Origin of the sequence: Allocatenococcus thiocycli (assembly GCF_921292965.1) — a bacterium.
In the GTDB taxonomy this organism is placed as follows: Bacteria; Pseudomonadota; Gammaproteobacteria; order Enterobacterales; family Vibrionaceae; genus Vibrio; species Vibrio natriegens.
Window position 1 is genome coordinate 65,501 of sequence record NZ_CAKLCK010000011.1, and the last position, 22,760, is coordinate 88,260.

The following is a 22,760-nucleotide window of genomic DNA, read 5'->3' on the forward strand; positions in this document are numbered from 1 at the left end:
TAGAAAATATCAACACTCAATCACATTAACAGCTAAGCCACCTGTTGATGTTTCTTTGTATTTATCCTGCATATCCAGGCCAGTATCGCGCATTGTTTTGATAACTTTATCCAGAGACACAAAGTGCTCTCCGTCACCACGCAATGCCATTTGAGCTGCATTGATGGCCTTCATTGCAGCGATCGCATTACGTTCGATGCAAGGCACCTGAACAAGTCCGCCAACCGGATCACAGGTCAATCCCAAGTTGTGCTCCAAGCCGATTTCGGCTGCATTTTCTACTTGCAGCGGCGTTCCGCCAAGAACGGCACAAACACCCGCAGCAGCCATTGCACACGCTGAGCCCACCTCACCCTGACAACCGACTTCTGCTCCGGAGATTGACGCATTTTTCTTACACAAAATACCTATCGCTGCTGCAGTCAAAAGATAATCGACCACCTGTTCGTCGGAACAATTTGGAGTAAATTCTTTAAAATACATTAACACTGCTGGGATAATGCCCGCCGCACCGTTCGTCGGTGCCGTTACCATTCGGCCACCAGCCGCGTTTTCCTCGTTAACGGCCAGAGCGTATAAATTGACCCAATCCATGCCGCTAAGTGTGGAGCTAATGACATTCGGGTTGGCACAATAAACGAGGGAGTCGAATAGTTTCTTCGCACGGCGTTTAACGTTTAGCCCGCCTGGTAACACGCCCTCAGCACTGAGGCCGTTAGAAATACAAGACTTCATTGCGTACCAGATATTAAGCAAGCCGTCTCGGATCTCCTGTTCTGAACGCCAAACCTTTTCATTTTCCAGCATCAGTTCACTGATACTCATTTGGTTTTTCTGGCATAGCTGGAGAAGTTCTTCACCACTATTGAAATCATAAGGAAGCGCGACAGAATCCGCTGAAGAGGTCTCAGACAGCGCTTCTTTCTTATCTAAAATGAAGCCACCGCCCACAGAAAAATAAACGTTTCGGTATAGCGTATGACCGGATTCGTCGATGGCGATGAGTTCCATTGCGTTCGGGTGATAAGGGTGCACTTCACGCAAGAACTTCATGTCGTTTGACCAGTCAAAAGGGACCAGCTTTTTACGTTTTAGCCATAAGTCACCACCTTGCTTTAATTCCTGTGTGATGACAGGGATCGTTGCCGTATCAACGGTGTCCGGTAGCTCTCCCATTAGGCCAACGACGATGGCAGAATCCGTACCATGGCCAACGCCAGTCGCACTCAAGGAGCCCATTAACTTAACCACGATTCGCTGAGTCGATTCTAAGAAATTTAACTCATCTAACTCATTGGCAAATCGATTGGCGGCAACCATAGGTCCAACAGTATGGGAACTTGATGGCCCAACGCCAATTTTAAACAAATCGAAAACACTGATAGACATCCCTTGCTACTCCTATCAATGGCTTAGAATAATTGTGCGAGTACCGGATAAAAATACCCGTCTCTCAACATGATGTTTTACAGCATTAAACAACGTGATTCGTTCAACATCCTGACCTTTAGCAATCAAATCTTCTGGATAGTGAGCATGCCCTACTTCCTGAAGCCCTTGAGAGATGATCGGACCTTCGTCCAAATCGTTGTTTACGTAGTGAGCCGTTGCACCTACCATCTTCACGCCTTTTTCCCATGCTTGGTGGTACGGACGTGCACCTTTAAAGCCTGGTAACAGGGAGTGATGGATATTGATTGCGCGTCCACTTAAGCGTTCACAAAGCCAAGGAGAAAGAATCTGCATGTAGCGCGCCAGTACGACCAATTCGATGTCGTATTCATCTAACAAGCGAACAATTTCCGCTTCCTGCTCTGGCTTGGTCTCGGGAGTAATCGGCAGATGGTGGTAAGGAATACCGTGCCACTTCGCCAAGTCTTCCAAATCTGGATGGTTTGAGATGATAACCGGCACTTCAACATTTAACTGACCAGTACGATAGCGATAAAGCAAATCGTTCAGACAGTGATCATATTTTGAAACCAGGATAGCCATACGCATGCGTTGACCAGAAGCGGTCAGATTCCACTCCATTGAGAAATCTTTCGCTCTTACACCAAACTCTGAGTCAAATTGCTGCGGATCAAAATCTGGTTCAGCAGGAATAAACTCAATACGAATAAAAAACTGCCCTGTTGCTCTGTCATCAAAAGACTGGATTTCATTGATGTAATGACCAACGCTCGCCAAATAACGCGTAACGACGTCAACAGTGCCGCTTACACTCGGACAATGTGCGGTAAGAATCCAAGTTTGTGTTGAATTTTCCATAGTTCCCTCTACTCATGGTATAGCCGGTACATCCCGTACCGGCTCGATTACAACTTAGCTAGCGCTTTACTTAGCGATCGACAGACCAAACTCTAGGCTTGCATCTTGAATCCACAACCATAGGTAGTCAGAGAAGCTACGGCGAACAACCAACTCGAACTTATCTTCTTCAAGGCGGCGAATGATCGCGCCACTTTTCGCAAATACGGTTGACACAACTTTGCCAACTGGGAATTCCTTCAAGTGAACATCAATCGGCGTCGACTTTTTCAGAACATCAACAGCATGAGTACCAGAGAGCTCTAGAATCGTTGAACCGCCGCTACCGTTAACCAGAGAGTAATGACCCTTCATTTGCTCACGAAACGCTGATTCCACGTCAAATGCTGCTAGTCCTGGAACCGTAATCAACCATTCATCCGGCGCTAACCAACGAGCGGAAAAATCGCCTTTAGACGTTGATGTCAACGGTTCAAGTGGCAATGAGAAGCCAAGAATTGAAGACACTGTTTTGACCATTTCTTCATTTTCTGGGTTGCATCGTAATGTTAGATGCCCCATCAACTTCACTTCTTTAAGAACCACACCTTGACGATCTGGCGGCATACTTGCCAATTTATCGAACTCTGCATGATGCAAAGGAGATTCACCGAAAATTTCTCCACCAGGAACCTGGTTCATTAGGTCAACCAATGGTTGTTTGTTTTCTTGTTCAATCAATGTTGTATCAGACATTTTGGCGCTCTCCCTTTGGATCCAAAAATACAGTGCTGCAGATTTCAGCTTCAATCACGCTACCGTCTACTTGTGGGTAGTAAACCTTTTCGCCCATGCGGTCCAGACCACCTTTTACAAAGCCCATCGCGATACTGCGATTCAGGTTTGCACTCCAGTAGCTAGACGTAATATGTCCAACCATTGGCACAGGAATCGGCGCATTTGGATCGAGAACACCTTGTGAACCTTCAGGAATAACGACATTCGGGTCGATGGTTTTCAAGCCAACCAGTTGTTTACGGTTTTCTCTTACACAGTCTTCACGTGCCATGCCTCGTTTACCGATAAAGCTGAATGATTTGCTGTTCGCGACACACCATCCCATACCTAAATCGTAAGGGTGAACACTTCCGTCTGTATCCTGACCTGCGATAATGAAACCTTTTTCTGCACGCAAGATGTGCATAGTTTCAGTACCGTAAGGCGTGATGTCGTATTTCGCACCGTGTTCCATCAACTTCCTCCAAACGTGTAGGCCGTAGTTTGCCTGAACGTTGATTTCGAATGACAGTTCGCCAGTGAAAGAGATACGGAAGATACGCGCTGGTACACCAGCAACCGTAGCTTGTTTCCAGTCCATAAACGCGAAGTTATCTTTGCTTAGGTCGCAATCTGTCAGCTCTTGGAGCAGCTTGCGGCTGTTTGGACCTGAAATTGTTGCTGTCGCCCAGTGATCGGTAACCGAAGTAAAGTACACTTCCAGTTCCGGCCATTCTGTTTGATGGTAAAGCTCAAGCCACTCAAGTACGCGTGCAGCACCGCCAGTTGTGGTAGTCATTAAGAAGTGGTTTTCGCCAAGACATGACGTAACACCATCGTCGAACACCATACCGTCTTCACCACACATCAAACCGTAGCGACATTTACCAACTGGCAGTTTTGCCCAAGCGTTGCTGTAAATACGGCCTAAGAATTCACGCGCGTCTTTACCTTGAATATCGATCTTGCCAAGTGTTGATGCGTCCAGAATGCCGACAGAGTTACGTACTGCGAGACACTCACGGTCGAGAGCTTGTTGCATGGTCTCTGCCGCTTTAGGGAAGTACCATGGACGTTTCCATTGACCAACATCTTCAAACAATGCGCCATTGTCTAAGTGCCACTGATGCATTGCGGTGTAACGTTTAGGGTCAAACAACTCTTTACAGTTACGTCCCGCAATCGCGCCAAAGGTAACCGGCGTGTAGTTTGGACGGAAAATCGTCGTACCTGTTTCTGGAATTGACTTGTTCAGCGCGTTCGCGGCGATAGCCATACCGTTAATGTTACCTAGCTTACCTTGGTCAGTACCAAAGCCCATCGCTGTGTAACGTTTAACGTGTTCGATTGACTCAAAACCTTCACGACATGCCAGTTCAATACCAGCCGCTGTTACATCGTTTTGGAAATCCACAAACTGTTTCGGTGCTTTCGACGTCTTTTTAGGGTGCGGAATATGGAACAATGCCATTGGTTTCGCGACTGGTAACTCATTAGTCTTTGGAAGCGTAACATCCACTGCACTCAGACCTAGTTCTTGAATCGCTTTATTACCCGCTTCAATACCCTCTTGCATCGCACCTTTAGTGGTGAAATTGCCGTTAATCGCACCTGCAATCAATTGCTTCTGTTTTGTTTCACCTGGAACAAAACCGATAACTTCTTCGTTCCATACTGGACGGCTGCCAGTGTGACAAGATAGGTGCACTGCTGGGCTGTAGCCGCCAGATGTTGCAACCGTATCTACTTGAATTGTCTCGCTTGAGCCTTCAACTTTCTTACCGCTCGCATCGAGTTTATTAATACGTACCCCAGTCACACGTTTGCTTCCCAGCGCTTCAACAACCGCAGAGCCTTTGATGACACGGATTCCCGCTTTAATCACGCTCTGGATGATTGCACTGTCCGCATTTGCTCGGGTATCAACAACCGCTTTAACTTTACGACCTGCGCTATGCCAATCCAATGCTGTCTGGTAGCCACTGTCGTTCGTCGTCATAACCACAAGGCTTTGACCTGGTACCACTGAGTAGCGGTTTATGTATGTAGATACAGCGCTACAAAGCATGCTGCCTGGTAAATCGTTGTTTCCAAATACAAGTGGACGCTCGTGAGAACCTGATGCCAATACCACCCATTTCGCACGAACGCGATGCAAACGCTGGCGAGCAGTATGCTTAGGCGCAAGATCCGTCAGGTGATCAGTACAACGCTCGTGGATAGTTAAGAAGTTATGGTCATGGTAGCCGTTCACAGTCGAGCGAGGTAGTAACTTCACTTCCGGACATGCTTCCAGCTCAGCCAGAACCTCTTGCACCCACTGAGTCGCTGGTCGGTTATCTACTTGTTCTTTAGTGTTTAGTAGGTTGCCGCCCATCTCACTTTGTTCGTCTGCAAGAATTACGCGAGCACCGCTGCGTGCTGCTGTCAATGCAGCCATTAGACCTGCAGGGCCAGCACCAACGACTAAAACGTCGCAGTGTTGGTTGATATTTTCGTAACGGTCAGGGTCGTTCTCTAGTGGTGAGCGACCTAATCCCGCAGCGCTACGAATGTATTTTTCGTAGGTTTCCCACATTGATTTTGGGTACATGAAGGTTTTGTAGTAAAAGCCTGGAGGCATCATGCCGCCGCCGACTTTACCTAAAACGCCCATTACATCTTTATCAACATTCGGCCAGCCATTGGTTGACTGACAAACAAGACCATCGTAAAGCTCTTGCTGAGTCGCACGAATGTTAGGAACCTGCGTCGCTTCTGTCGCACCAAGCTGGAAGATTGCATTTGGCTCTTCTGCACCTGCTGCGATGATGCCGCGAGGACGACTGTATTTAAAACTACGGCCAACAACATCAACACCATTTGCCAATAGCGCTGAAGCCAGTGTGTCACCCGCGTAGCCTGGGTACGACTTACCATTGAATTCAAAATTGATTGACTTCGACTGGTCAACTCGACTTTGTGATGAAATACGATTTACTTGTGTCATCCTTAACACTCCTTACTCTGCAGCCAGTGAAGGTTGCTCTCCAATCTTGTAGACTTCTTTAATTTCGTAAGTCTGTGTATCGCGCGTCATATTGAAAAACTTGCGACACCCCGCTGAGTGCACCCACATTTCGTGGTGAAGGCCTCTTGGGTTCTTACGGAAGAATAGGTATTGGCCCCATTCTTCATCTGTGCAGCTGTCCGCATCGACTGGACGTGTAATGTGAGCCTGACCTTTTGGGTGGAACTCTTCTTCTTCGCGATACTCACAGCAGTGAGGGCAATAAATCAGAAACATAATTCTTCTCCTGTTAGTGCGCTACGCCCGCAGCACCGTGTTCGTCGATCAATGCACCATTGTTGAAGCGGAACATTGAGAAAGGTTTAGCCAGTTCATGCATTTCGCCTTTAGCCAAGCTGGCTGCGAATACGTTGCCTGACCCTGGAGTCGCTTTAAATCCACCCGTACCCCAACCACAGTTGAAGAATAAGTTTTCAACCGGTGTTTTGGTCATGATTGGACAAGCGTCCGCTGTTGTATCAACAATGCCACCCCACTGACGGTTCATGCGTACACGGGAGAAGATTGGGAACATTTCAACAATCGCTTGTACGGTATGCTCAATCGTCGAGTAAGAACCGCGCTGACCGTAACCGTTGTAGCCATCGATACCTGCACCGATAACCAAGTCACCCTTGTCTGATTGGCTGACGTAACCGTGTACGTGGTTCGACATCACAACGGTGTCCAGAATTGGTTTAATCGGCTCTGATACCAACGCTTGCAGAGGGTGAGACTCTAATGGCATTTCGAAGCCAGCCATTTTCGCTAGCACGCCTGAGTTACCTGCAACCACACAACCCACTTTGTCAGCCATGATGTTGCCGTAACGGTTCGTTTTCACACCAACAATCGCGCCATCTTCGATAATCATGTCGACCACTTCAGTTTGCTGAATCAGATCAACACCCATGCTGTCTGCACCGCGAGCAAAGCCCCATGCAACGGCATCGTGACGCGCAACACCAGCGTTTGCCTGCCATGACGCACCAAGGATTGGGTAACGAGTGTTCTCAGAACAATCCATATGCGGAACAAGTTCTTTAACCTGTTGTGTATCAAGTACTTCACCTTGGATACCGTTCAGACGGTTTGCTGCAACACGACGTTCGATATCACGCATGTCTTGCAGCGTGTGTCCCAGATTGAGACAGCCACGACGAGAGAACATCACGTTGTAGTTCAGGTCTTGTGATAAGCCATCCCATAATTTCAGCGAGTGTTCGTATAGAAATGCAGCTTCATCCCACAAGTAGTTAGAACGAACGATGGTTGTATTACGCGCGGTATTACCACCACCTAAATAACCTTTTTCAATGACAGCAACGTTAGTAATGCCATGTTCTTTTGCCAAGTAGTAGGCGGTCGCTAGTCCATGACCACCGCCACCAATAATAATGACGTCATACTTTTTCTTAGGCGTAGGATTGCGCCAGACACTTTGCCAATTTTCGTGATGGGAAAGAGAGTGTTTAAGTAGACCAAAACCTGAATAATGCTGCATTTGTCTATTCCTTCATTTCAGCTAAAGTCAAATACCGTTTTCTATTGGTATGCAGGGAAATCACGGCATAGTGACTGCACTTTGCTTCCTACGACTTCAATCGTGCTTGCCAGCGCTTGCGGGTCATCAAGGACATCAAGAATGTCTGAGATCCAACCTGCTAGCATTTCACATTCCGCTTCACCGAAACCACGCGTTGTAATCACTGGCGTACCAATGCGCAGGCCTGAAGTAACGAATGGAGATTGTGGATCGTCCGGTACAGCATTTTTGTTTACGGTAATACCCGCCATGCCAAGTGCTGCGTCTGCCGCTTTACCTGTCAGCTTCTGACGGATTAGGCTCAACAGGAATAAGTGGTTGTCTGTACCACCCGATACAACGTCGAAACCACGCTCGATAAATACTTTCGCCATTACCTGAGCATTAGCCACAACTTGTTTCTGGTATTCAGCGAATTCTGGCTCTAACGCCTCTTTAAACGCTACTGCTTTTGCCGCAATCACGTGCATTAGAGGGCCACCCTGACCACCAGGGAAAACAGCAGAGTTGATCTTTTTCTCTAGTTCAGCGTCGCGAGAAACAATCAAACCACCGCGTGGACCGCGTAGCGTTTTGTGTGTTGTGGTTGCTACAACATCCGCGAAAGGTACTGGGTTTGGATAAACACCAGCTGCAACTAATCCCGCTACGTGCGCCATATCAACGAATAGGTAAGCGCCAACTTTGTCCGCGATATCGCGGAAGCGTTGCCAGTCAACGACACGTGAGTATGCTGAGAAACCAGCAACGATCATTTTAGGCTTGTGCTCAAGAGCTAGTTGTTCAACTTGTTCGTAGTCAATTTCGCCCGTTTCAGCGTTTAGACCGTATTGAACAGCGTTGTAAATTTTGCCTGAAAAGTTAACGTGCGAACCGTGAGTCAAGTGACCACCGTGAGCAAGGCTCATGCCTAGTACTGTGTCACCTGGTTCACAAAGAGCCATGTACACGGCAGCGTTTGCTTGTGACCCTGAGTGTGGTTGTACGTTCGCGTATTCCGCACCGAACAGTTGTTTTGCACGTTCAATCGCCAATACTTCTACTTCATCAACGAATTTACAGCCACCGTAGTATCTTTTTGCCGGGTAACCCTCAGCGTATTTATTGGTTAGTTTACTACCTTGAGCTTGCATCACTCGTGGGCTGGTGTAGTTTTCAGAAGCAATCAGCTCAATGTGGTCTTCTTGTCTCTGTTCTTCTTTTACAATCGCCGACCATAGTTCACTGTCGTACGCTTCGATGTTTTGAGTAGTGTTAAACATATCTTCTCCTTGATACTGGAATCTCGCTTCCCTGTTTAGGCATCAGGTTTGCCGCACGACATTGAATTCAAAATCGTTACAATGAAAACCTAATCGACAACTCAATAGTAATTAATTCGTAATATTGCGCTTGCGTAAATACGACAAAATCTGCGGATTTGCGACATCATTTAATTTATTTTTAAATAAAAAAAGCAGAGCTCGCGCTCTGCCAAAATCCCGATAAAAATCAATAACTATTTGTATATACACCTCCTTGTCCACATTCCAAAATATCATTATTAATACATTTATTAACAATGATATTTAGAGCGCAGGGCTTCAGTCCTTAATTCAAATAAATGAGCGCAATAAATTTTATAAATTAAATTTATAACCACTTATTGTTTGAATTAAGCACTGAAATTAAGGTAATAATTTTCTACTAATTGATTAACATTCGATAACAACGTTTCCGTTAGGAACACTACAGCAAGAAAGAATGTAGCCGTCTGCGACATCTTCATCAGTGATACCACCGTTGTGGCTCATTTCAACATCACCACTGACTTTCTTAACCTTACATGTGCCACAAATGCCCATACCACAAGCTTTTGGAATAGTAAGCCCTGCTTTAGCTGCGGCAGCATGGACGGTTTCACCCGGCGCAACCTGAACTTGCTTGTCGCTTTCGGTAAACATGACTTCGATTAGGTCGCTTTCCGTCAATAGTTCCGCTTCTTCTGCTGCAATTTCAGCATCCTGAACCGCTTGTTCTTCTACGCCAGCTGGAGCCTCACCAAATGCCTCTTCATGGTAGTGATCCATGTTGAAACCTAGTTTGACAAGGATAGATTTTACCGCGCGCATGTATGGCGTTGGACCACAACAGAAAATCTCACGTTCATGCAGATCTGGCGTGATCATTAATAGTTTGATGTCATCTAAATAGCCACGGTATCCCGACCAGTTTTGTCCTGACTCCAAACGCTCACAAATCAGATGCAAGTGAAAGTTGGAGATGCGAGATGACATAAATTCAAGCTCACGGTGGAAGATGATGTCGCGTGGCGTTCGAGCACTGTGCACGAACGTCACATCAACGTCGCTATTGGTATCATAAATCCAGCGAGCCATAGACATGAGTGGCGTTACACCTACCCCACCAGATAGCAGAAGTACTTTCTCTGCCGGGAAGTCAATACTGTTAAATGCCCCAACTGGTCCATGAACGGCCAGTTCAGAACCTTCTTCCAGATTGTCGTGGATCCAGTTAGATACAAATCCACCCGGAACACGTTTTACCGTGATCGAAAAACTGTAAGGGACTGAAGGCGAACTCGAAATGGTATAAGAGCGGAAAACTTGCTCACCTTCGATTTCAAGCTCAAGCGTGACAAATTGGCCAGGCTTAAAGAAAAACATGGTTGGCTGCTCAGCCATAAAACAAAATGTTTTGGTGTCCCAAGTTTCTTGAATGGTTTTTACGCAACGAACTGCGTGACGACCGTTATCCCAAATTTGAGTTTCAACAGGTATAAAAGAGCCACTGGTGGCTAGAGAGTTCATTGGGGTATTCATATCCGGCTTCTCCGCAACGGTGTATTTGGTGGATTCCCTCCATGGGTTGTGCTTATTTTGGGTATTATTGACTATTCGAGTTATCCATTAACGACACGGAGTTATCCAAAACGGTCACGTAAGGGAAAATAGTTTATTGCGTGTCTCAAATAGGCTCACTCAATGTCGCATTTAGACCACTTCTTAACATGCCAATAATGGCAGGATATCTGCGAGCCAAACATTTACCCACTTTTAGTAAGGCTGTTGGCCAAAAACGCATGGAAGCCCCCTAGTAGGGCGTATCGTCCACATTTTCTAGAAGAAGATAGACAATGACACAAAACGATATTCTCAACATCAGTTACTCGAGCTTAGAAGTAGCACGAGCAGAAATGAAAAAAATGCTCGAAGAGCGTCGTATTAATTATTCACTACCACGTCCGTTATATAACGATCCACTTCTATTCAAAATTGATGTCGAAGAGATCTTTCAGAAGGAATGGTTATTCGTTGGCATGACGAGTGAAATACCGTCAAAAGGTGACTACTTTACGGTAGAGATCGCGCAAAGCCCTGTCCTTATCGTCCGTGACGCTGATGGACAAGTCAACGCGTTCCACAATACGTGTCGTCACCGCGGCTCTCGTATTTGCTTGGAACACAGAGGGAAAGTGGCCAACTTAGTTTGTCCTTATCACCAGTGGACATACGATACGAAAGGTAACTTGCTATTCGCTGGCACTGAGATGGGCGATGAGTTTGATATGCAGAAGCACAAACTTAAACCTGTTCACTGCAAAACGGCGGGTGGCTTTATCTTTATCTGCCTTGGTGAACAGCCACCAGAATCAGATTTTGATGAGTTCCTGGCGACACTTGAAGAATACATGGAACCGTACGACGTTGAGAACACCAAGCTTGCCGTTGAATCAAACATGTATGAAAAAGCGAACTGGAAACTTGTTCTAGAAAACAACCGTGAATGTTACCACTGCAGCGGTAGCCACCCAGAACTGCTAAACACACTTCTGGAGTGGGATGACACGAACGATCCACGTGCTCCAAAAGAATTCTTAGACTACTACGAGCGTATGGCTGCAGAGTGGGATGCAGAATCTATCCCGCACGAGCATAAAAAATATGGTCGCAGAAACCGCCTGGTACGTATGCCTTTGAAAGAAGGGACGTCTGTAATGACCATCGATGGTTCGGCTGGTTCGAAGAAAATGCTGGGTCGCATCAAGAATGATAAGTTAGGCTCTTTACGTATTTTGCACCTGCCTAACTCGTGGAACCACATGCAAAGTGATCACTTTATCGTATTCCGCGTTCTGCCAATCTCAGCGCAAGAATCGATGGTAACGACTAAGTGGTTTGTTCACAAAGATGCGATTGAAGGTGTGGATTACGACCCAGAAAACCTACGTCGTGTTTGGGACGCAACAAACGAACAAGACCGTCGACTTGGCGAAGAGAACCAACGTGGTATCAACTCGCTAAGTTACGAGCCAGGACCTTACTCGGAAACCTTTGAGTTTGGTGTTATTGATTTCATCAACTGGTACGCAGAACGAATCCAGGAAAAGTTGTAATCTACAATACTTGTCTATACCGTGCTCCATAACCCAAGCCCCATCTCACGATGGGGCTTTTTTATACTATTGCCTCTCCTGAACTGAATAAAAAGAGCTCAGAAATTTGAGCAACTTAAACCAGTTCTTTGATGATTTTCTCTAGTTTATCCAAGCCTTCGCTTAGTATTTCAGATTCGATGGTCAATGCTGGAAGTAGACGAATTACGTTCGCTTTTACGCCACAAGAAAGCAATATCACACCATTCTCTTGCGCCTTGCTAATGATTGCCTTAGTAAGATCTTGTAGTGGCTTGCCAGATTCTGGATCAGTGAACTCGATTGCCATCATCGCGCCAATCGTACGTACCTGACCGATTTGTGGAACCGTCTCTTGTAGCTTCGTCATACGTGCATTAACAACTTCACCAATACCGATCGCTTTTGCACACAACTGCTCTTCTTCAATGATCTTTAACACTTCCAGACCAGCAACACAGCCCATCGGAGAGCCTGCATAGGTACCACCAAGACCACCTGCTGGTGCTGAGTCCATAACGTCAGCTTTACCAACCACGGCTGAAATTGGGAAGCCACCAGCAATGCCTTTTGCCATGGTCACCATGTCTGGTTCGATACCCAAGTACTCAGTTGCAAACATTTTACCCGTACGTGCAAAACCCGCTTGGATTTCATCTGCAATCAACATGATTCCATATTTATCACAGATATCACGTAAGCCTTGCGCGAAGGCAACTGGCGCTTGGTAGAATCCGCCTTCACCTTGTACTGGCTCGAAAATGATCGCCGCAACACGTGCTGCTTCGATATCACAAGCAAATAGGTCCTCAAGTGCTTGCAAGCTCTGTTCTACAGATACACCGTGGAACTCGTTCGGGTACGGTGCATGGAAAACTTCGCCAGGGAACGGACCAAAACTCGCTTTGTACGGCGCAACTTTACCCGTCAGAGCCATCGTCAGGTTAGTACGACCATGGAAAGCACCTTTAAATGCAATCACGCCGCTACGACCAGTGTGTGCACGAGCCACTTTTACCGCGTTTTCCACGGCTTCTGCGCCTGTAGTCAGGAAAATCGCTTTCTTTTCTGAGTCGCCCGGTGCGATTTGAGTTAACTTCTCTGCCAACTCAACAAACGATTCATAAGGTGTCACCAAAGCGCAGGTATGAGAAAAGTTATCTAACTGTGCTTTTACTGCCTCAGTAATACGCTTGTTGGCGTGACCCGTATTGTTTACCGCAATACCCGCCGCAAAATCGATATATCTATTGCCTTCCACATCCCAGATTAGGGCGTTTTCAGCTTTGGCAACATACAGTGGGTAAAGTGCGCCCATACCGTTAGAAAATACCTGATTTCTTCTCTCGTGTAGTTGTTGGTTAGTCATTTTTGTATTCCTTGAGTTGTACATATACCTCCGCCAGGAATGATTCCCTTTGGCGACTTTAGTTTCTATTTATTGTTGTATGCGTTAGCTAAACGCGAAGAATCGTTAAGTAGGATCGCCTTTCACCACAAACACTGAACAGTGAGAATGGCGAACTATCTTTGCGGCATTAGAACCTAAGCAATATGAGCGAAAATTCGGATTTGCAGATGCCATAACAATGGCATCCACTTGAGAGTATTTGGCTTGCAGCAACACTTCATCAAACACCACACCATTACGAACAATCGCTTTGCCACGATGTTGTTTTGGCACGTAGGTTTCTAACATCGTCTGCACACAATCAAAGGCACTTTGATGTTGAGCTGAAAAAGCACTTCCAGATGCTGTCGGTACCATACTGTGATGCACCCGTGCCTCATCGACATACAACATGTCTATGACACCTTGTTCGTCTATCAACTTAAGCGCCATGTCGACCTCTTTTTTCACTACATCAGGATACGAAAGGTCAACTGGCATTAGAATTCGCTTGAGGCTCATATTAATTTACTCCCATCACTGTGTTTGGTAACCACATCACCACTTCAGGGAACATCATGCACAGAATCAATACGCACAGCTTTAGAGCGATAAACGGAAGAATCGAGCGATAGATGTCCATCATACTGACGCCAGGAGGTGAAATTCCTTTCAGATAAAACAGCGCGAAACCATAAGGCGGCGTTTGCACTGCGATTTCGATGTTTAGGATCATCAAAATACCGAACCAGATCGGGTCATAACCCAGAGACACGACGATAGGTGTAAACAACGGCGCGCACATCAAAACGATGATCAATTCATCAATAATGAAGCCAAGCAGTAACATGATCACCTGCATTAAGATAATCACGCCCCAAGGCGGTAAGCCCAGATCCTCAGTGATTTGCGCCACCATATTTTGCACGCCACTTAACATGTGGAAGTTACTAAATAGTGACGCGCCTAAAATGATCCACATCGACACGCTGACCAGCATCGCAGTTTCAAACCCTGATGATTTGAACATCTCGAAACGGAATCGTTTAAAAACAATCGCAAGTATGATCGCGCCAACAACCCCGATCGCACCCGACTCTGTTGGCGTAGCAATACCAGTAATAATGCTGCCCAATACCGCCACGATCAGTAACAGAGAAAAAAGACCATCACGTGCCGTCGTGAATTTCTCTTTACCCGTCATTTTGCTTTCACTGCCCGTGCCTAGCGGTGCTTTTTTCGGATTAAGCTTGCAGCTAATGATCACGTAAGACATCAGCAAAACGATAGAGATAAGAGCTGGAATGATTGCTGCTAAGAACATACGACCGACCGAGTTTTGTGTCGTCGCTGCGTACATAATCATCGGTATGCTTGGTGGGATCAAAATTCCCAATCCACCACCAGCCATGATGACACCAAGAGCCAGCCTTTTATCATAGCCACGCTCGAGCATTGGTTTTAACGCAATGCTACCTGACGTCATGATCCCTGCCCCGATAATGCCGACCATAGCGCCAATCATGGAACACACCCCGATCACACTGACCGCAAGTGAGCCGCGAATACGCCCAATAACCATTTGACTGGCGTTAAACATCGCGTCGCCAATTCCGGAACGGGTCAGCAATTGTCCCATATAGATATACAGAGGAATGGCCAGCAGAATAAAACTAAAAAAGTTGCTCTCAATGGTTGTTGGAACTAGGTTGAAGATGCCTTCACCCCAAGTAAGGTAACCTATCCCCATCGCAATTCCGCCCAAAGCAAGGCCGACTGGGGCACCTAGAGCAAAGGTAAATAGAATACAACCGACCAATAACAGCGTAAGAACTTCAATACTCATATGCCCTCCGCTGAGTCTACTAGTGTCTCTTTTTGTTCACGTTCTTCAGGAACTTGTTCGATAAGCGCTTTACCTGTTACCAGGTAGTAAAGGTCTTGAATAATGTCGCTGGTAAACTGCACGATAAACGCCCCACAAGCGACAATCATCATCACCCAGAAATGTGCCATAGAAGGCGCCCACTCAGACTGGCGACGATAATTAAACTCGATAGCTTCTTCAAATTTGCCCAGTGCCATCATTAAAACCACACAGAGAAAGAATATGGCCAATGAATAAGACACAAGGTTAAATAACGAACGGACACGCTTAGATACCGACAGGTACAGCACATCCACATTAATATGAGCTTTATTTTGTTGAGCCAGTGCCCCACCCAACGCCGCTATATACCCGAATAAGAAAAGTGAAACGTCATACGCCCAAATAGTTGGACTGCCGAGCACATAACGAGAAAAGACTTCGAAGGCAACGGTAGCAGCGAGAACAGGCATTAAGATGGAGGCAGAAAGGCCAATCCAATAAATTATCTGATTAATTCCGCGACAGTAGATTTTTAATACTCTAATCAACATAGACATCACCTATAACAATGTGAAAGAGATAGGGGGAAGGTATTTCCCCCTTGAGTGCTGATTCAACCGGAGAGATTCCCCCAGCGAAATCATCTAAAGTGCGTTATTGGGTGTCTTGAACGATCTTAATTAGGCGCTGGCTGTACTTGTCAGAATCTGCATATTCTTTCCAAAGTGAACCTGCACTTTCGTTCCATTTCGCTTTGTCTTGCTCGCTCGGCTCAGGGCTCCACTTCATGCCTTTCGCTTCCATTTCTGCGATAGCTTGTGATTCCCAAAGACGAGATTTAGTCATCTGCTCACGGGCATGAACCGCACTTGCCGCTCGAACAATCGCTTTCAAATCATCCGATAGTTTGTTCCATGCACCCTTGTTAACCACAATCGGTAAAGTTTGCGCGCCAGCAATTGGTAGGCGGTACATGTATTTCGCTACTTCAACGTGGTTACCGTCACGGTGGTCAATAATATTACTGCCGATCGAGCCATCAATAACGCCCGTTGCTAAACTGGTGTAAATTTCGCTGTAAGAGAGTGACGCAGGCGATGCGCCCAAATTACGTAAGAATTTGCCGTATGCACCAGGAGCACGAATCTTCAGACCTTGAAAATCTTTAATAGAATTGATTGGTTCTTTCGTTAGGACATAAACGGGTAGCTGGATGTAAGGTTCAAGCCAAACTAGGTTTTGCTTGTCATATGCTTCTTCCAGGACTTCTCCCCAGCCTTTTTCATGAAACAGCGCGCTAAGTTCACCAACATCATCGGTCATACCTGGCAAACCAACTTCCACAACACCTGCTGGGAATTCACCAGCATGCATTGGCTGGAAAGGAGCGCCCATTGTTATCAAGCCTGATTTTACTGAGCCAAGAACACCCGTTTGCCCTACACCTTCACCTGAGTACATGACCTGAACAGAAATACGACCGTTTGACATCGCTTCAATGTTATCAGCAAAGTCTTTGTACACTTCACCGTATGCCGTACCACGCGGGTATAGGTTTACAAAACGCCAATTATGTTCAGCTGCAAACGCTTGAGGAACCGTGAATAAAGTGCTTGAAATTGCAAGAGAACAAGCAGCAACAATCTTTGCCAGGCTTCCTTTGTTCAGCTTTCCTAAGTTTTTAAACATAAACTTTCTCCTTGGATTATTTTTTGCTCTGACTCAGCCAGAAACAATGAGAAGTGACTCGTCACTCCTTGTTACAGTCACGTTAAGCATTGTTACGTTTTAATCACATTCGTTAAATTCATATTTTTTCACCTAAAGTTTTACAGCCATCAAACCAATGAGATGGGATAACGACATCATGGCGAATTACCTGTTTTTAAAACAAAAAAAAGCAGCACTCGAAGTGCTGCAAAATATTTTTATCAAATATATGGAAAAGAACTGCTTAGGGTAAATCATTTAAAATAAAGACTGAGCGTTTCTCACACTGAGCGGAGGACTCGTTAAATTCCGTGACATAGGTATTTGATTTCCATATAGTCTTCAATGCCATATTTAGAACCTTCACGCCCACATCCCGACTCCTTCACACCACCAAATGGCGCAACTTCCGTCGAAATAATGCCTTCGTTGATACCAAGAATCCCATACTCAAGCGCTTCACTCATGCGCCATACGCGGCTGTGATCTCGTGTATAGAAATAAGCCGCTAAGCCATATGGCGTGTCGTTGGCTCGACGAATCACATCCTGTTCGTCATTAAATCGGAAGATGGTTGAAATCGGACCAAACAGCTCCTGATGGGCAATATCCATCGCTTCAGTCACATCGGTTAAGATGGTTGGCTGATAAAACTGCTGACCGTTCTCCAGCCCCTGGCCACCTAACGCTAACGTCGCGCCTTGCTCTATTGCTGTTTCTACCAAACTCGATACTTTTTCAAACGCTTTTTGATTGATTAGCGGACCGATCTCAGTACCTTCGACTAAACCATCACCTATCTTGAGTGCTTTCACTGCTGAAGTGAATTTATCCATAAACTCATCGTACACAGCATCATGGATGTAGAATCGGTTGGTACAGACACAGGTTTGCCCTGCATTACGGTATTTAGAAATCACGGCACCCAAAACCGCTTTATCAATATCTGCATCATCAAAGACAATAAATGGCGCGTTGCCACCGAGTTCTAAAGACACTTTTTTCACCGTATCAGCGGCTTGGCGAAGAATGAGTTTTCCAACAGCCGTTGATCCTGTGAAAGAGATTTTGCTTACTAGAGGGTGGCAACACAATACATCGCCGACTTCAGCAGGACGAGAAGTTGTCACAACGTTAACCACACCTTTTGGTATACCCGCTTGCTCGGCAAGTTTTACCATTGCTAACGCACATAGCGGTGTGTCTTCACCCGGCTTAATCACGACAGTACAACCCGCGGCCAAAGCCGGGCCAACTTTACGAGTGATCATTGCGACTGGAAAGTTCCATGGTGTAATCGCAGTAACGACACCAATAGGTTGCTTGATAGTCATGTAACGGTTGTTTGGATTGCCTGACGGAATCACATCGCCGTACATTCTCTTCGCTTCTTCGGCAAACCATTCAATAAACGACGCGCCATAAAGCACTTCACCATAAGCCTCTTTATATGGCTTACCTTGCTCTGTCGTAAGTATCTTAGCGAGTTGCTCTGCGTTTTCGATAATTAAATCGAACCACTTTTTAAGTAATCCAGCACGGTGTTTCGCGGTGGTAGTGCGCCATTCTTTAAATGCTGAATGAGCGGCCATGATAGCGGCTTCCGATTCTTCCTTCCCCATATCAGGGACAGAAGTAATTAACGCACCTGTGGATGGGTTTATTACATCGACTTGCTTGCCATCGTGCGCTTCAACCCACTCCCCATTGATAAAACCACGGGATAAGATCAAATCTGTCATTAGTTCTATTCCTACTGTTATAAACATTAACAATGTCAAAGATATAAAAAGCCAAATCGCGCAAAATAGCGATGGAACTTAACCTAATGATAACAATCTATTGAGGCATATAAATATTCCTCGATAAACATAAAGTTTTACGAGCATAAAACAATGACCAGAAACGCCGTACCTATTGGTCACATTGGTGACTACGAAATAAAACAACTGAAAATTTTTAAAGTCGTCGCTGATTGCGGTGGTTTTTCCGCTGCAGAAACTGAGCTCAACGTGAGTCGCTCTACAATCAGTATTCATATATCGGCTCTTCTCCGCTTTCATGAGTCAAACAACATCAATGAACCTATCATAATCACATGATTTATAATGCTTATTTTTATTATAAGTTTGTAGTGTATTTTGTCGTCTTTGTATTCCTCGTTGTTTTGCTTTAAAGGTCAGTGTGTCGAATCTTGTTCAATAGAAGAAGTGTCCCAATCAGTTTTCGTTCGTTGCCGTCGAGACCGAAGATATAAGGTCAAAGATCCAATCACAGGTGCAACCTGCACCGTAGACCACTATGTCAAAAGACGACTTCAGGATCTGCCTGTTAGCGGACGGCCATGCACGATAGAAGTTGAACTGGCTAAAACCAGAGATAAAGACGGAAGACGGCTAATTGAAGATACTGACTATGTCTCTAAAGGAGGTCGCTATACCGCTCGCTTTTGCAAGTTTATCAGTGGATTATGCCGCCACATGAGCATACATGCCGTGTCTCAGCATTTAGGTATTCGGTGGGAAACAGTCAAAAACATCGATAGAGAATACTTGCGTTCAAGCCTGCCAGCTTTAGAACCCGAGAAACTAAAGAACTTACTCCACATTGGCGTTGATGAAGTAGCTAGAGCTAAACGACACGATTATATGACCGTCGTTTACGACCTTGTTTCTGGTCATTTAATTTGGGTAGAACATGGACGAAAAGCAGAAGTCCTTATCTCATTTTTCGAGCAACTATCAGAGGAAACAAAGGCTGGAATTAAAGCGGTATCAATGGATATGGGGCAAGCTTACCAATCAGCGGTAAGAAAAATGTTACCTCATGCAGACATCGTTTTTGACCGATTCCATGTGATGCAAAACTACTGCATTTTAATCAGAAAAGAGAGAGCGAAAGCTTTTAGGATTGGCTCGCACGATGAGAAAAGGATGCTTAAAGGCACACTCTTCCTCCTACTGAAAAATGCACAGAAATTGGATGACAAGCAGTCTGACAGACTCGACGATTTACTTGAGAGTAACAAGACGTTGTGCGTGATTTATATGCTAAAAGAGCAGCTACAAGCGATATGGGATGAGCCTTGTTACGAGACCATGACAGCCGCTCTTGAAGCTTGGTGCCGTCTAGCAAAGTCAACTCGGATAATGTCACTAAGCAGCTTTGCAGACTCAATATTAGAAAGAAAAGTAGGTATCTGTAACTACGCAAAATACAAGCTGACCAACGCTCGGGTTGAGGCTGGCAATGTATCTATAGGGTTACTCAGACGAAGAGCCAGAGGAGTAAGAGATACAGATTATTTTAAGTTGAAGATCAGACAAACATCGGTTCCTGATACCCACTCAACTTTTTACCCAAATATCAAGCTCACCTAAGCGGAGAAGAACCATATATCTAATCTCGAATCTCGATTAAATCTTGTCTTATGTCGTCGTGGACGATCCGGGTTTGCTTTAACGGAAGAAGGCGCCGTAGTCTACGAGGCAACAGTAAAGTTACTGGGGGAGCTTGAGGACTTTCGTAACACCATTAACCATCTCGACATTCAACCGTCTGGCAGCTTAGAAGTGCTATTTAGCGATAACATAAGTTTGGATAATAGGGCGAAGATGCCTGAAGTGATCCGTAACTTCTCCAGCATCGCCAAAGAAGTTTACCTAACGGCTGAAGTAGCTCGCATGACGGAAATAGAACGCAAAGTGCTGCAAGAAGAAGCCGATATCGGTTTTATCCCTTTTCACCGTGAGCTTGATGGCTTGGAATACGAACACATCTATACCGATATTTGTTACCTTTATGCCAGCAAAGATAACCCGCTTGCCAAACTATCTGAGAAAGAGCTTTCTGAGGACATCATCAACGGATTCCCTGTCGTTTACGCAGGATTAAAGCCACAGGAGCTCCTCCACTCTCCTTTATCTAAAATGAACTTAAAAGCCACGGCGTATAACTATGAATCTCGAATGGCGTTGATACTCTCGTCCAGATTTATTGGTTACTTGCCAGAAAACTACGCCAAGCCCTATGTCGATAATGGAGAACTTGTGCCAATCGCCCCAGATACAAGACACTATTATGTAGAAATAATGGCGATCACCAAAAAGACCCATTCAATCAATAAGGTGCGCTCGCTGTTTATAAAAACCATGCGCGACTTTTACCGTAAGCAGAACGCTTAAGAAAAGTTATAATTAGCTTTGCCCCCTAACCAAAGCCTCATCGAATGATGAGGTTTTTTCATTCCAAGACCCACAACGCCAATATAAACAATCATGTAACCTTTAGAAACGGACTTATCCTGTCCGAGAGCATACAATTGTAACCGGGATAAAAGCGGGCAATTAACACCCGCATATGACTTTGATCTTATTTTTAATTTAGAGTATGCCGTGTTTCGTAAAATCATTGGCTTCAGTAGCTGTCCAGTCTCCCTTAGGCTTTTCTTTCATTTCTGCACACCATTCTTTGCTTCCAACTTCAGGCGAGCAGCCTTGTATAGCCAAAACGCCCATCAACAAACCAAATATACAAGAATAAGTTTTCATTAATTTTTTCATCATTTCGTCCAAGAAAAACACATAAGTCGTTCACTGCATAATGAAATATTAAGTTGAGTGGGTCAATGGATAGTCACTGACCAATATATAGGGACACTTATAATGCAAACAAGATCGGTTGGTCATGGACGTTGATGTCGCGACTCATTGATATCGCGACTAGAGCTAAGCCGTTATTGGGCAAAAGTGAGTTAGCAATTGTCACTGCCATCCACTATCTGAAGTATGGAAAATACACTTTATAGCGTAACCTACTCATACCGTGTGACTTTAGCAGTCTTCTTCTTTAATAACATACGTCATAAGATGTTGGTGGTTTATATCCAGCCATGTGTAATGCTCATTAATCCCCATTTTCAGTACGTCAGAGGTTTCGCAAGCGCGAGCCCTTAAACCATTTTTATCAATATCTAGTATTTCGTTTTCTGAAAATGTGTCTTTATAAACATAGACATTTTCTAGGTAATTATGGCCAGCTATAACATCTAAATAAATTTGAAATTCATCTACAGCAACCGGGAATTCCATCTCTTTTTTTGTACGATTTACAACACCTTTAATGAGCTTATACTTTTTAATCATTTCGACAAGTTGAGGATGGGTACTTCTTACAAACTCGTCTTTGATTGATGATAATAAGGCTTTAATTTCTTCTCTTTGTTTTACCGTCGTTGAGTGTTCTAATAAAGAATAGCAGGCTACTATTTTCTCTTTAGTAATATTGTTGTCTAACGCTTCGACATTTTTATTTACTAATTTTGCTTGGATTGCAGTTTCCCAATTCAACATTGCACGGCAAGCCTCTGAATTATGCGCTGATACATATACCTTCATTTCATCTGGCGTAAAAATTTCTCTATACCCCTGACTCAAACGAGCTTTATATTTATCGTTAAAGACATACTTTGAAGCGTACTCGTTCAATATTTCAGAATAATTAGCGTCATCACCAACACTCAACTGCTCTGTAAGAGCACTTACTAATTTTTCAGTGCTACCTGCGTTTATAATCTCGTCAATAAAATTGTCATAAATATAGCTATTTTTATTGGATGAGCACGCACTTGTATTTAATAATAAAATTAATAATGCGAAAAACTTAATATCTATTTTTATCATCACAGTCCCTTTTGCTTACTACAGTGACATCAAGAAACAAGGTTATTTGACATTAGTATGTATGACTTCAGTT

Annotated in this window: 18 protein-coding genes and 2 pseudogenes; 4 read left to right on the plus strand and 16 right to left on the minus strand. The window is 44.8% G+C overall.

The window, feature by feature from the left end:
- Window positions 1-9: 9 nt before the first annotated feature.
- From L9Q40_RS05255 to gbcB, 8 genes are all read right to left on the minus strand, one after another.
- A complete protein-coding gene (locus L9Q40_RS05255) occupies window positions 10-1,389 on the minus strand; it encodes an L-serine ammonia-lyase (protein ID WP_498792474.1) in 1,380 nt (459 codons plus the stop codon).
- Between the two features lie 15 nt (window positions 1,390-1,404).
- Window positions 1,405-2,271: a formyltetrahydrofolate deformylase gene (gene purU / locus L9Q40_RS05260; protein ID WP_014234558.1), complete on the minus strand. Its 867-nt coding sequence runs from the start codon at window positions 2,269-2,271 to the stop codon at window positions 1,405-1,407.
- 66 nt (window positions 2,272-2,337) lie between these two features.
- Window positions 2,338-3,006, minus strand: coding sequence for a sarcosine oxidase subunit gamma (locus L9Q40_RS05265; protein WP_498792477.1), 669 nt, complete (start codon window positions 3,004-3,006; stop codon window positions 2,338-2,340).
- Window positions 2,999-6,016: a sarcosine oxidase subunit alpha gene (locus tag L9Q40_RS05270; protein WP_498792479.1), complete on the minus strand. Its 3,018-nt coding sequence runs from the start codon at window positions 6,014-6,016 to the stop codon at window positions 2,999-3,001. The genes L9Q40_RS05265 and L9Q40_RS05270 overlap by 8 nt, the downstream gene beginning before the upstream one ends.
- A 12-nt stretch (window positions 6,017-6,028) precedes the next feature.
- Window positions 6,029-6,313, minus strand: a complete 285-nt coding sequence (locus tag L9Q40_RS05275; RefSeq protein ID WP_014234561.1) for a sarcosine oxidase subunit delta — start codon at window positions 6,311-6,313, stop codon at window positions 6,029-6,031.
- Window positions 6,314-6,326: 13 nt separating this feature from the next.
- A complete protein-coding gene (locus L9Q40_RS05280) occupies window positions 6,327-7,580 on the minus strand; it encodes a sarcosine oxidase subunit beta family protein (protein WP_014234562.1) in 1,254 nt (417 codons plus the stop codon).
- Between the two features lie 41 nt (window positions 7,581-7,621).
- Complete coding sequence (gene glyA / locus L9Q40_RS05285; protein WP_014234563.1) at window positions 7,622-8,884, minus strand: serine hydroxymethyltransferase; 1,263 nt, start codon at window positions 8,882-8,884, stop codon at window positions 7,622-7,624.
- Window positions 8,885-9,316: 432 nt separating this feature from the next.
- A complete protein-coding gene (gbcB, locus tag L9Q40_RS05290; RefSeq protein ID WP_176292745.1) occupies window positions 9,317-10,432 on the minus strand; it encodes a glycine betaine monooxygenase reductase subunit in 1,116 nt (371 codons plus the stop codon).
- A 326-nt stretch (window positions 10,433-10,758) separates the two neighbouring features.
- Between gbcB and gbca the strand changes: the two genes are divergently transcribed.
- On the plus strand, window positions 10,759-12,018 hold the full coding sequence (gene gbca, locus L9Q40_RS05295) for a glycine betaine monooxygenase oxygenase subunit (protein ID WP_014234565.1): 1,260 nt from the start codon (window positions 10,759-10,761) through the stop codon (window positions 12,016-12,018).
- Window positions 12,019-12,133: 115 nt separating this feature from the next.
- Here gbca and gabT read toward each other — a convergent pair whose 3' ends face one another.
- The 6 genes from gabT to L9Q40_RS05325 all read right to left on the minus strand — a co-directional run bounded on the left by gabT (window position 12,134) and on the right by L9Q40_RS05325 (window position 18,748).
- Window positions 12,134-13,405, minus strand: coding sequence for a 4-aminobutyrate--2-oxoglutarate transaminase (gene gabT, locus L9Q40_RS05300; RefSeq protein WP_014234566.1), 1,272 nt, complete (start codon window positions 13,403-13,405; stop codon window positions 12,134-12,136).
- 105 nt (window positions 13,406-13,510) lie between these two features.
- Window positions 13,511-13,948 carry a universal stress protein gene (locus L9Q40_RS05305; RefSeq protein WP_014234567.1) on the minus strand — a complete coding sequence of 146 codons (438 nt, stop codon included), beginning with the start codon at window positions 13,946-13,948 and terminating at the stop codon, window positions 13,511-13,513.
- 1 nt (window position 13,949) lies between these two features.
- On the minus strand, window positions 13,950-15,272 hold the full coding sequence (locus L9Q40_RS05310; protein WP_020335226.1) for a TRAP transporter large permease: 1,323 nt from the start codon (window positions 15,270-15,272) through the stop codon (window positions 13,950-13,952).
- On the minus strand, window positions 15,269-15,847 hold the full coding sequence (locus L9Q40_RS05315) for a TRAP transporter small permease subunit (protein WP_014234569.1): 579 nt from the start codon (window positions 15,845-15,847) through the stop codon (window positions 15,269-15,271). Before L9Q40_RS05315 ends, L9Q40_RS05310 begins: the two co-directional genes overlap by 4 nt.
- 103 nt (window positions 15,848-15,950) lie before the next feature.
- On the minus strand, window positions 15,951-16,985 hold the full coding sequence (locus L9Q40_RS05320; protein ID WP_118121116.1) for a TRAP transporter substrate-binding protein: 1,035 nt from the start codon (window positions 16,983-16,985) through the stop codon (window positions 15,951-15,953).
- A gap of 323 nt (window positions 16,986-17,308) precedes the next feature.
- Window positions 17,309-18,748, minus strand: a complete 1,440-nt coding sequence (locus L9Q40_RS05325; RefSeq protein ID WP_498792484.1) for an NAD-dependent succinate-semialdehyde dehydrogenase — start codon at window positions 18,746-18,748, stop codon at window positions 17,309-17,311.
- Window positions 18,749-18,901: 153 nt separating this feature from the next.
- Here L9Q40_RS05325 and L9Q40_RS05330 point away from each other — a divergent pair.
- The 3 genes and pseudogenes from L9Q40_RS05330 to L9Q40_RS05340 form a co-directional block, all read left to right on the plus strand.
- A pseudogene (locus L9Q40_RS05330) lies at window positions 18,902-19,057 on the plus strand (helix-turn-helix domain-containing protein); the annotation flags it as partial.
- A 90-nt stretch (window positions 19,058-19,147) separates the two neighbouring features.
- On the plus strand, window positions 19,148-20,386 hold the full coding sequence (locus tag L9Q40_RS05335; RefSeq protein WP_498791601.1) for an ISL3 family transposase: 1,239 nt from the start codon (window positions 19,148-19,150) through the stop codon (window positions 20,384-20,386).
- A 12-nt stretch (window positions 20,387-20,398) separates the two neighbouring features.
- A pseudogene (locus L9Q40_RS05340) lies at window positions 20,399-21,190 on the plus strand (LysR family transcriptional regulator); the annotation flags it as partial.
- 198 nt (window positions 21,191-21,388) lie between these two features.
- Here L9Q40_RS05340 and L9Q40_RS05345 read toward each other — a convergent pair.
- Together L9Q40_RS05345 and L9Q40_RS05350 are read right to left on the minus strand one after the other, a co-directional pair.
- Window positions 21,389-21,568 (minus strand): DUF3012 domain-containing protein, encoded by a 180-nt coding sequence (locus L9Q40_RS05345; protein ID WP_498792486.1) that lies wholly within the window; start codon window positions 21,566-21,568, stop codon window positions 21,389-21,391.
- 270 nt (window positions 21,569-21,838) lie between these two features.
- Window positions 21,839-22,687, minus strand: coding sequence for a hypothetical protein (locus L9Q40_RS05350; RefSeq protein WP_498792488.1), 849 nt, complete (start codon window positions 22,685-22,687; stop codon window positions 21,839-21,841).
- Between the last annotated feature and the right edge of the window lie 73 nt (window positions 22,688-22,760).

What these genes read in the sequence shown, in the direction of transcription:
- L9Q40_RS05315 (WP_014234569.1), bottom strand. Translation starts at nt 15,847, where the DNA reads ATGTTGATTAGAGTATTAAAAATCTACTGTCGCGGAATTAATCAGATA.
- purU (WP_014234558.1), bottom strand. Translation starts at nt 2,271, where the DNA reads ATGGAAAATTCAACACAAACTTGGATTCTTACCGCACATTGTCCGAGT.
- gbca (WP_014234565.1), top strand. Translation starts at nt 10,759, where the DNA reads ATGACACAAAACGATATTCTCAACATCAGTTACTCGAGCTTAGAAGTA.
- L9Q40_RS05310 (WP_020335226.1), bottom strand. Translation starts at nt 15,272, where the DNA reads ATGAGTATTGAAGTTCTTACGCTGTTATTGGTCGGTTGTATTCTATTT.
- glyA (WP_014234563.1), bottom strand. Translation starts at nt 8,884, where the DNA reads ATGTTTAACACTACTCAAAACATCGAAGCGTACGACAGTGAACTATGG.
- L9Q40_RS05325 (WP_498792484.1), bottom strand. Translation starts at nt 18,748, where the DNA reads ATGACAGATTTGATCTTATCCCGTGGTTTTATCAATGGGGAGTGGGTT.
- gabT (WP_014234566.1), bottom strand. Translation starts at nt 13,405, where the DNA reads ATGACTAACCAACAACTACACGAGAGAAGAAATCAGGTATTTTCTAAC.
- L9Q40_RS05305 (WP_014234567.1), bottom strand. Translation starts at nt 13,948, where the DNA reads ATGAGCCTCAAGCGAATTCTAATGCCAGTTGACCTTTCGTATCCTGAT.
- L9Q40_RS05275 (WP_014234561.1), bottom strand. Translation starts at nt 6,313, where the DNA reads ATGTTTCTGATTTATTGCCCTCACTGCTGTGAGTATCGCGAAGAAGAA.
- L9Q40_RS05280 (WP_014234562.1), bottom strand. Translation starts at nt 7,580, where the DNA reads ATGCAGCATTATTCAGGTTTTGGTCTACTTAAACACTCTCTTTCCCAT.
- L9Q40_RS05345 (WP_498792486.1), bottom strand. Translation starts at nt 21,568, where the DNA reads ATGAAAAAATTAATGAAAACTTATTCTTGTATATTTGGTTTGTTGATG.
- gbcB (WP_176292745.1), bottom strand. Translation starts at nt 10,432, where the DNA reads ATGAACTCTCTAGCCACCAGTGGCTCTTTTATACCTGTTGAAACTCAA.
- L9Q40_RS05265 (WP_498792477.1), bottom strand. Translation starts at nt 3,006, where the DNA reads ATGTCTGATACAACATTGATTGAACAAGAAAACAAACAACCATTGGTT.
- L9Q40_RS05350 (WP_498792488.1), bottom strand. Translation starts at nt 22,687, where the DNA reads ATGATAAAAATAGATATTAAGTTTTTCGCATTATTAATTTTATTATTA.
- L9Q40_RS05270 (WP_498792479.1), bottom strand. Translation starts at nt 6,016, where the DNA reads ATGACACAAGTAAATCGTATTTCATCACAAAGTCGAGTTGACCAGTCG.
- L9Q40_RS05320 (WP_118121116.1), bottom strand. Translation starts at nt 16,985, where the DNA reads ATGTTTAAAAACTTAGGAAAGCTGAACAAAGGAAGCCTGGCAAAGATT.
- L9Q40_RS05255 (WP_498792474.1), bottom strand. Translation starts at nt 1,389, where the DNA reads ATGTCTATCAGTGTTTTCGATTTGTTTAAAATTGGCGTTGGGCCATCA.